This window comes from Klebsiella sp. CB_Kp196 (assembly GCF_040061575.1).
Lineage (GTDB): Bacteria > Pseudomonadota > Gammaproteobacteria > Enterobacterales > Enterobacteriaceae > Klebsiella > Klebsiella michiganensis.
This window is the reverse complement of record NZ_JBEAFH010000034.1, coordinates 74,927-87,531: the sequence shown is the minus strand read 5'-3', so window position 1 is coordinate 87,531 and position 12,605 is coordinate 74,927. Positions and strand designations below refer to the sequence as shown.

Sequence of the window (12,605 nt, the reverse complement as noted above, 5' to 3'; positions counted from 1 at the left end):
AGATACACTTACAGCAGGAGTCCGTGATGAAAACGATAATGATTGATACCGATGAGCGCCGCTGGCAGGCGGTATGCGAACGCGATGCCAGCGCCGATGGTCAGTTTGTCTTTGCCGTGCTGACCACCGGCGTCTGCTGCCGCCCCTCCTGCCGCTCGCGCCGCGCGCTGCGGGAAAATGTTCGCTTTTATCCTGATGTGGCAAGCGCGCAGGCGGCAGGCTTTCGTCCGTGCAAACGTTGCCAGCCGGAAAAAACCGATCCGCAGCAGCAGAAGGTAGAGAAAGTGGCTGCCGCGTGCCGTCTGCTGGAGCAGGAGACGCCGATAACGCTGGAAGCGCTGGCACGCCAGCTTGCGGTCAGCCCCTTTCATTTTCACCGCCTCTTTAAATCCGTCACCGGAATGACCCCTAAAGCCTGGCAACAGGCGTGGCGCGCTCGCCGTTTACGCGAAGCGCTAGGGCAGGGGGAGAAAATTACCGATGCGGCGCTCTCTGCCGGTTTTCCGGATAGTAGCAGCTACTACCAGCAGGCTGATGCGGCGCTGGGAATGACCGGCCGCCAGTTTCGCCGCGGCGGGGGGGATATCGATATTACCTGGGTATGCGGCGACGGTCCGCTGGGGCGCTGTCTGGTGGCTGAGAGTGAGCGGGGCGTGTGCGCCGTGCTGCCCGGAGAGGACGACGCCTTGCTTTGTGCGGAATTAGCCAGCCTGTTCCCCAATGCGCGGCTGCATCCGGGCGACGAGATTTTTCGTCAGCGGGTGGCGCAGGTATTTTCCCATCTTGATGACCACCGGCAGCCGTTTTCCCTGCCGTTGGATCTGCGCGGCACGGCGTTTCAGCTTCAGGTCTGGCAGGCGCTGCGTCAGATCCCGGCGGGGGAGACCCGCAGCTATCGCCAGGTGGCGCAAAGTATTGGTCGCCCCCGCGCGGTGAGGGCGGTGGCAAGCGCCTGCGCTGCGAATAAACTGGCGCTGGTTATTCCCTGTCATCGGGTCGTTCGCGAGGATGGGGCGCTATCCGGCTATCGTTGGGGGACGGCGCGCAAGGCGCTGCTGCTGGCGCGAGAATCGTCATCCGAGGAGAAATAATGCTCGATCTTTTTGCCGATACGCCGCCCTGGCAGGAGCCGCTGGCTCCGGGGGCGATAATTTTGCGCCGCTACGCCCGAGAGCGCGCGCCGGCGCTTTTGCAGGCAATCAGCGAGATTGCCTGTCGTTCGCCTTTTCGCCAGATGGTTACCCCCGGCGGCTATACGATGTCGGTGGCGATGACCAACTGCGGCGAGCTGGGCTGGACCACCAACCAGCACGGCTATCTTTATGCTGCCGACGATCCGCTGACGGGCAAGCGCTGGCCGCAGATGCCGCCGCTTTTCCGCGAACTGGCCGCAGAAGCGGCGGCGGCGAGCGGCTATGCGCGCTTTACCCCGGATGCGTGTCTTATCAACCGCTATCAGCCGGGAACGAAGCTGTCGCTGCATCAGGATAAAGACGAGCAAAACCTGCGAGCGCCGATTGTCTCCGTCTCTCTGGGGCTTCCGGCGATATTTCAGTTTGGCGGCCTGCGGCGTAACGATCCGCTGCAGCGGGTGCTGCTGGAGCACGGCGACGTGGTGGTCTGGGGCGGCGAATCGCGGCTGTTTTACCACGGTATTCAACCGCTGAAAGAGGGCATCCATCCGGCTACCGGCGGCTGTCGTTACAATCTCACTTTCCGCCTGGCGGGTAATAAAGAATAAAAATAAGAATTATTCTTGCTGTCATCGTCGAGCAGTTTAAACTGCTGGCTGTTTTTGCTTGCCCGGATTACGCGTTATGGAACTTCTTCTTCTTGTCTGGCGCCAGTATCGCTGGCCGTTTATCTCCGTCATTGCCCTGAGCCTGCTGAGCGCGGCGCTGGGTATTGGGCTTATCGCCTTCATTAACCTGCGCCTGATAACCCTTGTCGATACCTCCCTGACGGTCCTGCCGGAGTTTCTCGGGCTGCTATTGCTGTTGATGGCGGTCACCCTCGGCTCGCAGCTGGCGCTGACCACGCTCGGCCACCATTTCGTTTATCGCCTACGCGGCGAATTTATTAAGCGCATTCTGGATACGCAAATCGAGAAGATCGAGAAAATCGGCAGCGCGTCGCTGCTGGCCGGGCTAACCAGCGATATCCGCAATATCACCATTGCCTTCGTACGCCTGCCGGAGCTGGTGCAGGGGATTATTCTGACCTTTGGCTCCGCCGCTTATCTGGCCTGGCTGTCAGGAAAAATGATGCTGGTTACCGCCCTGTGGCTGGCGTTGACCATCTGGGGCGGATTTATGCTGGTATCGCGGGTTTATAAGCATATGGCGTCGCTACGCGAAAGCGAAGATAAGCTGTATCACGACTACCAGACGGTGCTCGAAGGTCGCAAAGAGCTCACTCTCAACCGCGAGCGCGCCGAATATGTGTTTAATCAGCTCTATCTGCCGGATGCGCGAGAATACCGGCACCATATTGTTCGCGCCGATACCTTTCATCTGAGCGCGGTCAACTGGTCGAATATTATGATGCTGGGCGCGATTGGCCTGGTCTTCTGGATGGCCAACAGCCTGGGCTGGGCCGATACGGCGGTGGCGGCGACCTACTCGTTGACCCTATTATTCCTGCGCACGCCGCTGCTCTCGGCGGTAGGCGCGCTGCCCACTCTGCTCAGCGCGCAGGTGGCATTCAACAAGCTGAATAAGTTTTCGCTCGCGCCGTACCGCGCTGAGTTCCCGCAGCCGCAGGCGCATCCCCACTGGCAGACGCTCGAGCTGCGCGACATCACCTTCCATTATCCTGACAACAGCTTTGCGGTCGGGCCGATCAACATGACCCTCAAGCGCGGCGAACTGGTCTTTCTCATCGGCGGTAACGGTAGCGGGAAATCGACGCTGGCTATGCTGTTGACCGGTTTGTATCAGCCCCTTTCCGGGCAGATCCTGGTCGACGGGCAGCCGATGGCGGCGGATAAGCCGGAAGATTACCGCAAGCTGTTCTCGGCGGTGTTTACCGACGTCTGGCTGTTTGACAGACTGCTGGGGCCGGAAGGGAAGGCGGCTGACCCGGCGCTGGTGGAGAAGTGGCTGGGTTATCTGCAGATGAACCATAAGCTACGGCTCGACGATGGCAAAATCCTCGACCTGAAGCTGTCAAAAGGGCAGAAAAAGCGCGTGGCGCTGCTGCTGGCGTTAGCGGAAGATAGAGATATCATCATGCTGGATGAATGGGCGGCGGATCAGGACCCCCATTTCCGCCGTGAGTTCTATCAGGTGCTGCTGCCGCTGATGAAGGAGATGGGTAAAACCCTCTTTGCTATAAGCCATGACGATCACTACTTTCAGCACGCCGACAGGCTGCTGGAAATGCGCGGCGGCCAGCTGTCTGAGCTGACCGGAAATGAGCGCGAGCTGGCGACCCGCGACGCGGTCGCCCGTACCGCCTGATCGCTTTACGCCGTCCCGGAGGCGCCAGCCGACCTCCGGGCTTCCCGCAGGCTGCTGTTTTTTCCGTCGACTGAATTCATAGCGGTTATTATTTCCGCCTCCTCGCGCTATGCTTAAGACTTCCGGCCTGCTGGTCTGACAGATATTTTTACAAGGATTGCCTGACCGATGTCCGTTTTGCATAAAAAAAGCGCCAGATTGCGTGACGAAGAGCGCGCCCGCCTCATTTGGCTCCTGAGCACCGATAAAGCCGTCACATCCTCGCTGCTGGGTAAATTAACCCTCGCTGAACGTTACGATGACAGCACGCTTGCCGACGATCTGGCTGAAGTGGAGATGCTGGTTTCCCACCTGCCGCCTCCGGACCTTGCCGATGCGCTCGAAGCGCTGCCTTACGATGCGCGCAACGCGCTCTGGCGGCTGGTCGCTGACGATAAGCGCGGTGAAGTGCTGCTGGAGGCATCGGAAAGCGTCTGGGGCGACCTCATCGAGGAGATGAGCGATCACGACCTGCTGTTCGCGCTGCAAAATCTCGATATTGATGAACAGGTCTACCTGCTGCAGCACCTGCCGCGCGATCTGACCGGACGTTTGCTGGCCACGCTGCCCGCGGATAAACGCGCGCGTATTCGCCAGATGATGCGCTACGCCGACAATACCGTCGGCGCGATCATGGAGTTCGAGGTCATTACCGTTCGTCCGGAAGCCACTCTCGCGGCGGTACAGCGCTATCTGCGGCGACTCGGGAAAATGCCGGAGAACACCGACAAACTGTTTGTGACCACCCGCAATAAGCTGCTGCTCGGCGAACTCGAGCTGCAAACCATTCTGCTCAACGATGCGCAGAAGCGGGTGGGGGAAGTGATGGAAGGCGATCCGGTGACCTTCCAGCCGCACGAGGACGCGGAAAAAGTCGCGCGTACCTTTGAACGTGATGACTTACTCAGCGCGGCGGTGATTGATGCCGACGGCAAGCTGATGGGGCGTTTAACCATCGATGAGATCGTTGACGTGGTCTATGAGGAGACGGATAACGATCTACGCCGGATGGGCGGCCTGAGCAACGATGACGATGTGTTTGCCCCGGTGAGCAAAGCGGTGAAGACCCGCTGGGCCTGGCTGGCGGTCAATCTGTGCACCGCCTTTATCGCCTCCCGCGTTATCGATGGTTTCGAGCACACCATTTCCCAACTGGTGGCGCTGGCCTCGCTGATGCCGATTGTCGCCGGAATCGGCGGTAACACCGGCAACCAGACGATCACCATGATCGTGCGGGCGATGGCGTTACAGCATATTCAGCCGGGAAGCTTTTCGTTCCTGATCCTGCGTGAGATGGGCGTCGCGCTGATCAATGGGATCGTCTGGGGCGGGATTATGGGGGCGATCACCTGGTGGCTGTACGACGATCCGCAGCTGGGCGGCGTAATGACGCTGGCGATGATGCTCAACCTGTTGATGGCGGCGATGATGGGGGTGATTATCCCGATGGTGATGGTCAAGCTGGGACGCGACCCGGCGGTCGGCTCCAGCGTGATGATTACCGCTATTACCGACACCGGGGGATTCTTTATTTTTCTTGGGCTGGCGACGCTTTTTCTGATGTAGCCTGCGCTTGAGTGCGCAGACGGCGAGGGATCAGGGCCATTGAGAGCAGGCCTGCCAGAACGCCGATTGCCAGATTGCTGGTGCCGACGGTCGCGCCGACGGTCACCAGCATCACCAGCGTTTCCGGCCACGGATTGCGCGCCAGCTCCGCAGGACGAATGCTGTGCCAGCTAAAGGTTTTTACCGCCACTATCACCATCACGCCGGCGAGCACGGCCATCGGGATTCTCGCCATCACTTCGCTTAACGCGGTTACCAGCAATAGCAGTACCAGGCCTGCGGCAACGGTCGAGACGCGGCTGCGCGCTTTGCCCATTTCAACGTTAACGATGGTCTGACCGATCATCGCACACCCGGCGATGCCGCCGTAAAACCCGGCGAGAATGTTGGCGACGCCCAGACCGGCGCTCTCGCGCGCCTTACTGGAAGGGGTATGGGTCAAATCATCGACCAGCTTCGCCGTCAAAAGCGACTCCATCAGGCCGACAAAAGCGATGCTCAGCGCGCAGGGCCAGATGATGCGCAGCGTGGTTAAGTCGAGGGGCACCATCAGGCTGGTTAACCCCGGCAGTCCGCCGCTCATGGAGCCTTCGTCGCCGACGGTCGGCAGCAGCTGGCCGCTGAAAACGGTAAACAGCGTCAGCAGAACGATAGCAATCAGCGGAGAAGGGATCGCTTTAATAAAGCGCGGCGCCCACAGGACAATCAGCAGCGTCAACACGAACAGGCCGATAATCAGCGGCTGCTTGCTCCAGAAATGCGGTACCTGAGCAAAAAAGATGAGAATACCCAGCGCGTTAACAAAACCGGTCATCACCGGCTGCGGGATAAAGCGCATCAGGCGCGCCATGCCGCATAGGCCAAACAAAATTTGAATAACGCCTGCCAGCACGACCGCCGGCAGAATGTAGCCGACGCCGTATTGGTGCACCATGGGCCCGATAACCAGCGCCACCGAGCCGGCGGCCGCGGTGACCATCGCCGGCCGGCCGCCGAGGACCGACATCGCCAGGCACAATACCACGGAGGCAATCAGGCTAACTTTCGGGTCAACGCCAGCGATGACGGAGAAGGAGATGACTTCGGGGATCAGGGCCAGCGCGGTGAGCACGCCTGCCAGCGTTTCACGCGTCAGCAGCGCGGGCGAGCGCAGTATCTGGCCTAATGCGCCAGCGTGACCAGAGGTAGCGGAATCGGAAACTGGGGGCATAAAAAAAGTTCGCAGAATTTAAAAAATTTTGGCCGGGATCGGTCGCTGCTTACGTGCGGTCGGTCACAAAACCGAGGATAATAGCGCGGATGCATCGCTGACACCAGTACAAAATGTGATTTGTGATACACATTTATTAAACATTTTTATAACAGATCTCAAAACTCAACTTAAAATTTAAACAATATTTAAATTTTTTTTCTTCAGTGTTACCTTTGAAGCCGAGAATCGTTTCACCTGCGCTAAATAAAAAAGCGAGTAAAGTAAGGCTCAAATCCGATGAAGAAAAAGATGGCCGTACCCAGCTCACAGGCGGTTGGTTCCAATAACACTCGGACCAACACCCGCCATGAGCAAGAGACGGATGTATTGTTGATTGGCGGCGGCATCATGAGCGCCACGTTGGGAACCTGGCTGCAAGAACTGGAGCCGGACTGGTCTATTACCATGGTCGAGCAGATGTCCAGCGTCGCGGAAGAGAGCTCGAACGGATGGAACAACGCGGGCACCGGCCACGCGGCGCTGATGGAATTGAACTATACGCCGCAAACCGCTAACGGTATCAATATCGATAAAGCGGTTGATATCAACGAATCTTTCCAGATTTCTCGTCAGTTTTGGGCCCACCAGGTGACCCGGGGCATTCTGAAAAAGCCTAAATCCTTTATTAACAGCGTGCCGCACATGAGCTTCGTGTGGGGCGAAGACAACGTGAACTTCCTGCGCGCCCGCTATGCGGCGTTACAACAAAGCGAGCTGTTCCGCGGTATCCGCTACTCTGAAGATCATCAACAAATTAAAGAGTGGGCTCCGCTGGTGATGGAAGGGCGCGATCCGCAGCAGAAGGTGGCCGCGACCCGCTCGGAAGTCGGCACCGACGTGAACTACGGTGAAATTACCCGTCAGCTGATCGCCGGACTGCAAACCCATGATAATTTCTCGCTTCAGCTGGGTACCGTGGTCCGTCGCTTTAAGCGCAACGCCGACAAAAGCTGGAGCGTAACGCTGGCGGATGCGAACAATCGCCACCAGAAACGGGTTATCAGGGCTAAATTTATCTTTATTGGCGCCGGCGGCGCCGCGCTGACCCTGCTGCAGGAAACCGGTATTCCGCAGGCGAAGGAGTACGCGGGCTTTCCGGTCGGCGGTCAGTTCCTGGTTTGTGAGAACCCGGAAGTGGTGACTCACCATCTGGCTAAAGTCTACGGCCAGGCGGAAGTGGGCGCGCCGCCGATGTCGGTTCCGCACATCGACACCCGTATTATCGACGGCAAACGCGTGGTGTTGTTTGGGCCGTTCGCGACCTTCTCAACCCGCTTCCTGAAAAACGGTTCGCTTTGGGATCTGCTGGCCTCCACCAACACGTCGAATATCATGCCGATGCTCAACGTCGGGCTGGATAACTTCGATCTGGTAAAATACCTGATTAGCCAGGTGCTGCAAAAGGACAAAGATCGTCACGCGGCGCTGTGCGAGTACTATCCGGAAGCGCGCAAAGAAGACTGGCGCTTATGGCAGGCCGGCCAGCGCGTGCAGATTATCAAGCGCGACGCGAAGAAGGGCGGCGTTCTGCGCCTGGGAACCGAAGTTGTCAGCGATGATGAAGGCACGGTAGCCGCGCTGTTGGGCGCCTCGCCGGGTGCTTCCACCGCGGCGCCAATCATGCTGCAGCTGATGGAGAAAGTGTTCAAAGAGAAGATCAACTCAGCGGAGTGGCAGGCGAAACTGAAAGCGATTATCCCGAGCTACGGTACGCGTCTGGATGGCAACGCAGCGGAAATTGAAAAGGCGCTGGCGTGGACCAGCGAAGTGCTGGAACTGCGCTATGAGCCGCTTACCGAGGCTGATAACGTTCCGCAGGCGACGCTGAAGCCGCTGCCGGAAGGGAAACCTATCGCTGACATCGCGCTGTAAGCGCTTCTCCGGCGGCGCAGGCCGCCGGATTCACTCTTCAGGCATTAACGCTCAACGGCTACGCCGATGGTTTCGTCCGCTCTCCAGATACGATATTTCACGTCGATATTCGCCGGGGTATAAACCACGATCGGCAGCTTGCTGTTATAGCGCAGCATGCCCGCATCGCCCAGGCCAGCCATCACAAACTGCTTCTCTTTTTTACCATCCGGGCAGGCCATCATGGTTGAGACGGGTGACGTCACTTTATCAAATACGTAGTAGTCGTAGCCCCAGCCTTCCAGGGTTTTGCTTTCCAGCTGGCCGCCAAGGCGGTGGCGGTTGCAGTCGACTTCCAGCGTCTGGCCAATCATCAGCTCGACTTTCAATGCGGATTCATCCTGCTGCTGCGGCAGCTGAATCACCTGACGCTTCATCCCTTGTTCCGCCTTTGGAAACGGGGCGATTTTCTCCAGCGGCTGCTCAGCTGCAGCGGCGCTGGTGGACATGCAGGCAACGGCCAGCAGGGAGGCAGCAAACGTAGTGATTTTTTTCACGTGGGTAATCCTTTGTTATCAATCATAAACAGCATAATGTTAGCATTTGTTACGTTGATGGGCAGTGGCGTTTACCAAAATTTTCACAGATACCAGTTATAAATTCTGCTTATTGGTGCAGGAGTAGGGGATTTCATCGCGGTTGAGCAAGGGGTATCCCCCCTGACCTCGCTGCCCCCGCGATGTTTTACTAATTACAGAGCCGCTAAGGTGCCGGTCATTGCCTGACAGGAATGCCGCTCTATGCCTGTAAAGTTGTGCAATACCGGCCGCTACTCCTCGTGATTTTTACCCTCTTCTAAGAAATCCTCATCAAGTTCATCGATGTTTCCGGCGTGATCGCGTCCGGACAGCAGGTTCCAGCAGGCGATAAACAGGGCGGCGATCAGCGGGCCGATAACAAAGCCGTTGATGCCGTAGATTTCCATTCCGCCGATCGTGGTGATCAGGATCAGGTAGTCCGGCATTTTGGTATCTTTACCAACCAGCAAAGGTCGCAGAATGTTATCAACCAGTCCTACGATGATCACAAAGAAACCGACGATAAACGCGCCCTGCCAGAGCTGGCCGGTCGCGAAGAGATAGATCGCCGCAGGCACCCAGATAATCGCCGAACCCACCGCCGGGATCAGCGACAGAAACGCCATCAGCGCGCCCCACAGGATGCTGCCATCAATGCCCACGATCCAGAACGCCAGTCCCCCAAGCGCGCCCTGGGCGAGCGCGACCGCCACGGTGCCTTTGACCGTCGCCCTGGCGACGGCGGCAAATTTGGCGAAAAGATGCTGCTTCACGTGATTTGATAGCGGCAGGGATTCCAGGATCAGCCTGACCAGGTACGGGCCATCTTTTAGCAGGAAAAACAGCAGATAAAGCATGATGCCGAAGCTGATGGTAAAACCGAACGTGCCTTTACCAATCAGGAATGCGCTACCGGCAAGGTACTGGCCTCCTTTAAGCGCAACGTCCGAAAGCTGCCGCTGAATCTGTTCCGCGCTATCAAGATTATGCTCTGAGAGGAAGCTCCTTGCCCATTCCGGCAGGTGAGCAAACAGGCTGGCTACCACGGTCGGGAACTGGGTATCGTTATGCTGCAGTTTGGTGTAAACCACGTTGAGCTCGAAGGCCAGCGACGAGAGGATGATCGCCAGCGGGGTAAACACGATCAGACAGATAATCACTATCGTCAGAAACGCCGCCAGGCCGTTACGCTCGCCGAGCCGATCGCGCAGTTTGTTCTTCACCGGGTGGAAGATCACCGCCAGAATGGCCGCCCATAAAATGGCTGAATAATAGGGGGAGAGAACGTCGAAAAAAGCAAGGGTGACGATCAGCACGATCAGGATGAAAAATCCTTTCGTAAGTCCATTAACTCTCATGTAAATCCTTCAGAAAAATGACGTGTACAGTCAAATAATAGAAGTTTTTCCGGGATTTACAATCAGAGTCGCGGTAGCGTTTCGCTTAGAACAGGGTGGAAATATGACATTAAAAAAACCGCAAACTCTGTGAGAGTGCGGGTTCTTAAGGGGTTACCGATTTAATCGGTGAATAATTTGGTCGGCACGAGAGGATTTGAACCTCCGACCCCCGACACCCCATGACGGTGCGCTACCAGGCTGCGCTACGTGCCGATTCGTGGGGAACAATATTACCCGTTCCCCAAGCGAATGCAAGCCGGGAAATGACTGATTGATTTATAAATAATCAATCAGTTAGCGATAAAGCGTTTTTCATCGGTCAGCACCTGCAGCAGCAAGCTGAGCTGCGGTTTTTGATCGTTAATTTTCTCGCCGTCGCTGTTCCACGTTCTGTAAGTGCCGTTGTGATTAAGCACAACCGTGAATTTCGGCGTGGTAATGGCCAGCGTATCGCTATTGGCCGCGGTGACCCAGGCACGACGGCGGGCGGCGCTAAACAGATCCTCACCTTGCGAATACTCGTTGGCCGGGGTAGAGACGTGGAGCAAACGCTGCATCAGCGTCGTCATCACGTCTTTATTATCGGTCAGCGTCGCGATCTCCTGAGCTGGCGTGCCCGGCCAATGGATCACTAAGGGAACCTGCAGCTGCTCGCGCGACCAGCCAAACTGCTCATGCTGTGGGTTCAGCGGCATTCCACGGCCCGCGGTCACGATAACCACCGTGTTGTCCAGCTTGCCCGCTTCCCGCAGCGCGTTCAGCACGCGGCCAATTTGCGTATCGACCGCGCCCGCGGCGTTACCGTAGCGGCGGACGAAGTTTTGCTGCTGCCCGTCGTCAAAGGTAGTGCCGTTGAGCGAAACCCACGAGAACCAGCGGTTTTCATCCTGGGCGTAGCGGTCCAGCCAGTTAATCCACTGGTTTGCCGTCTGCTCGTCGCTTTGCGCTTTCGCGACGGGCAGTGAGAAATCTGACAGCAGCGCCTGACGGTAGAGCGGGCTGCTAAAGCCATCTGATGAGAACAGGCCCAGCTGATAGCCCTGCTGATTTAGCGACGTAATCAGCGCCGCGGGGATGCGCGCAGACAGAACGCCGTCCATATAGCTCGGTGAAATACCGTAGAACAGGCCAAACATGCCGCTGTCAGCGGTGTTGCCGGAGCTCATGTGCTGGGTAAAGTTCACGTTGTCTTTCGCGAACCCGGCCAGCGCCGGCATGTTTTTCTCAAAGCGCGAATAATTAAGGTTATCAACGGTAATCAGCAGCACGTTATAACCGGTACCGAGATCGCGATAACGCAGATCGCTCAGCGGATATTGCACCGAGACGGCTTCCGGCGCGCCTTGTTCCACCAGACGGCGCTGGTAGTCCTGCGCGTCGAGCAGGCCATGTTTTTCCAGGAAACGGCGCGCCGTCATCGGATAGGAGAGCGGCAGGTTGGCCCGCTGCATGGTGATCGGACGATAGAAGTTGGCATCCGCCCAGATATAGACCAGATGGCTACTGATAAATGAGATAAAGAAGAACCAGGCAACGGGTCGGGCGTAGTGGCGGCGACGCGTCAGGCTGCGCAGCTTCTGCCAGCTCCAGGTCGCGAAGAGCATTTCCAGCAGGAAAATGATCGGTACGCTGATAAACATCAGCTGCCAGTCGCGCGCCATCTCGTTCTGGTCGGGGTTGATAACCAGTTCCCAGACAAAGGGATTAAGATGCAGGTGGAAACGGGTGAAAACTTCGCTGTCGATTAGCAGCAGCGTCATGCCCACGGTCGCCAGAACAACCGAGATAAAGCGCATTAAGCGCTGAGAGACGATGATAAAAGTCAGCGGGAAAAGAATCAGCACGTAGCTGGTAAAGACCAGGAAGCTGAAGTGACCAACGAGGCTGACGTACGAAAAGAGGCGTCCGGCAAGCGTCGTTGGCCAGTCGGCGACAAACAGATAGCGACTGCCGAGCACCATAGCCAACAACATGTTGAAAAGGGCGAACCAGTGCCCCCAGCTGACCATCTGGGAGACTTTTTCTCGGTAGGGCTGACGAAGAGTCACCATATACTGTTGTTCGTTATCCTTAGTGCGCTGGATCGTCGTTGATAGATGACTGCAGCGCCTGGGCAAAAGAACGGGCGATGGCCTGACGCTGCGCCGGCGCGACGCTACTGTTGATCAGGTTAGTCACCATATTGCCCAGAACCATCAGTGAAAGGTCAACGGGCGCTTTATGTGTTTCCAGAACGCTCGTCAGCTCGCTGAGCAGCTGTTCGACGTGTTCATCGCTATAGCGGGATAATTGCGGCATAAACTCAAAATCTGTTTGTTCGTGAAAGGGCAACATATTACCGTAGCAGCAGCTTTTTTTCCGCATTTTTTCGCCACGACGCAAAAGCGCGCGGCTTCGCTCGCAAAGAGTCACGCGGCGGTTGCGTCGTTGCCCCCGCGGTGGTTGAATACCGCCCGGT

At 57.3% G+C, this 12,605-nt stretch carries 10 protein-coding genes and 1 tRNA gene; 5 read left to right on the top strand and 6 right to left on the bottom strand.

Annotated features, from left to right (window positions below):
• Positions 1-26: 26 nt before the first annotated feature.
• The 4 genes from ada (at position 27) to mgtE (ending at position 5,066) form a co-directional block, all read left to right on the top strand.
• Complete coding sequence (gene ada / locus ABLU87_RS08365; protein WP_128334728.1) at positions 27-1,091, top strand: bifunctional DNA-binding transcriptional regulator/O6-methylguanine-DNA methyltransferase Ada; 1,065 nt, start codon at positions 27-29, stop codon at positions 1,089-1,091.
• Positions 1,091-1,741, top strand: a complete 651-nt coding sequence (gene alkB, locus ABLU87_RS08360) for a DNA oxidative demethylase AlkB (RefSeq protein ID WP_048260709.1) — start codon at positions 1,091-1,093, stop codon at positions 1,739-1,741. The genes ada and alkB overlap by 1 nt, the downstream gene beginning before the upstream one ends.
• A 76-nt stretch (positions 1,742-1,817) precedes the next feature.
• Positions 1,818-3,461 (top strand): multidrug ABC transporter permease/ATP-binding protein, encoded by a 1,644-nt coding sequence (locus ABLU87_RS08355; RefSeq protein WP_025106712.1) that lies wholly within the window; start codon positions 1,818-1,820, stop codon positions 3,459-3,461.
• A gap of 168 nt (positions 3,462-3,629) precedes the next feature.
• The gene (mgtE, locus tag ABLU87_RS08350) at positions 3,630-5,066 is read left to right on the top strand and encodes a magnesium transporter (RefSeq protein WP_014230209.1); all 1,437 of its coding nucleotides are present in this window, start codon (positions 3,630-3,632) and stop codon (positions 5,064-5,066) included.
• On the opposite strand, the gene ABLU87_RS08345 is transcribed toward mgtE, so the two are convergent.
• The gene (locus tag ABLU87_RS08345; RefSeq protein ID WP_014230208.1) at positions 5,029-6,276 is read right to left on the bottom strand and encodes a SulP family inorganic anion transporter; all 1,248 of its coding nucleotides are present in this window, start codon (positions 6,274-6,276) and stop codon (positions 5,029-5,031) included. The genes mgtE and ABLU87_RS08345 overlap by 38 nt on opposite strands.
• A gap of 279 nt (positions 6,277-6,555) precedes the next feature.
• Between ABLU87_RS08345 and mqo the strand changes: the two genes are divergently transcribed.
• Positions 6,556-8,190 carry a malate dehydrogenase (quinone) gene (gene mqo / locus ABLU87_RS08340; protein ID WP_025106713.1) on the top strand — a complete coding sequence of 545 codons (1,635 nt, stop codon included), beginning with the start codon at positions 6,556-6,558 and terminating at the stop codon, positions 8,188-8,190.
• 44 nt (positions 8,191-8,234) lie between these two features.
• Here the strand turns inward: mqo and eco are convergent, their stop codons facing one another.
• The 5 genes from eco to ABLU87_RS08315 form a co-directional block, all read right to left on the bottom strand.
• The gene (eco, locus tag ABLU87_RS08335) at positions 8,235-8,726 is read right to left on the bottom strand and encodes a serine protease inhibitor ecotin (RefSeq protein WP_014230206.1); all 492 of its coding nucleotides are present in this window, start codon (positions 8,724-8,726) and stop codon (positions 8,235-8,237) included.
• Between the two features lie 272 nt (positions 8,727-8,998).
• Positions 8,999-10,105 carry an AI-2E family transporter gene (locus ABLU87_RS08330; protein WP_009653963.1) on the bottom strand — a complete coding sequence of 369 codons (1,107 nt, stop codon included), beginning with the start codon at positions 10,103-10,105 and terminating at the stop codon, positions 8,999-9,001.
• 178 nt (positions 10,106-10,283) lie between these two features.
• Positions 10,284-10,360 (bottom strand) — tRNA-Pro (locus ABLU87_RS08325).
• Positions 10,361-10,437: 77 nt separating this feature from the next.
• The gene (gene yejM / locus ABLU87_RS08320) at positions 10,438-12,198 is read right to left on the bottom strand and encodes an LPS biosynthesis-modulating metalloenzyme YejM (RefSeq protein ID WP_048260716.1); all 1,761 of its coding nucleotides are present in this window, start codon (positions 12,196-12,198) and stop codon (positions 10,438-10,440) included.
• A 19-nt stretch (positions 12,199-12,217) separates the two neighbouring features.
• Entirely contained in the window at positions 12,218-12,445 is a 228-nt protein-coding gene (locus ABLU87_RS08315; RefSeq protein ID WP_004133900.1) for a YejL family protein, read from the bottom strand.
• Between the last annotated feature and the right edge of the window lie 160 nt (positions 12,446-12,605).

Bases quoted from the DNA above. Each gene is read 5' to 3' on its own strand.
- ada (WP_128334728.1), top strand. From the start codon at position 27: ATGAAAACGATAATGATTGATACCGATGAGCGCCGCTGGCAGGCGGTA.
- alkB (WP_048260709.1), top strand. From the start codon at position 1,091: ATGCTCGATCTTTTTGCCGATACGCCGCCCTGGCAGGAGCCGCTGGCT.
- ABLU87_RS08355 (WP_025106712.1), top strand. From the start codon at position 1,818: ATGGAACTTCTTCTTCTTGTCTGGCGCCAGTATCGCTGGCCGTTTATC.
- mgtE (WP_014230209.1), top strand. From the start codon at position 3,630: ATGTCCGTTTTGCATAAAAAAAGCGCCAGATTGCGTGACGAAGAGCGC.
- ABLU87_RS08345 (WP_014230208.1), bottom strand. From the start codon at position 6,276: ATGCCCCCAGTTTCCGATTCCGCTACCTCTGGTCACGCTGGCGCATTA.
- mqo (WP_025106713.1), top strand. From the start codon at position 6,556: ATGAAGAAAAAGATGGCCGTACCCAGCTCACAGGCGGTTGGTTCCAAT.
- ABLU87_RS08330 (WP_009653963.1), bottom strand. From the start codon at position 10,105: ATGAGAGTTAATGGACTTACGAAAGGATTTTTCATCCTGATCGTGCTG.
- yejM (WP_048260716.1), bottom strand. From the start codon at position 12,198: ATGGTGACTCTTCGTCAGCCCTACCGAGAAAAAGTCTCCCAGATGGTC.
- ABLU87_RS08315 (WP_004133900.1), bottom strand. From the start codon at position 12,445: ATGCCGCAATTATCCCGCTATAGCGATGAACACGTCGAACAGCTGCTC.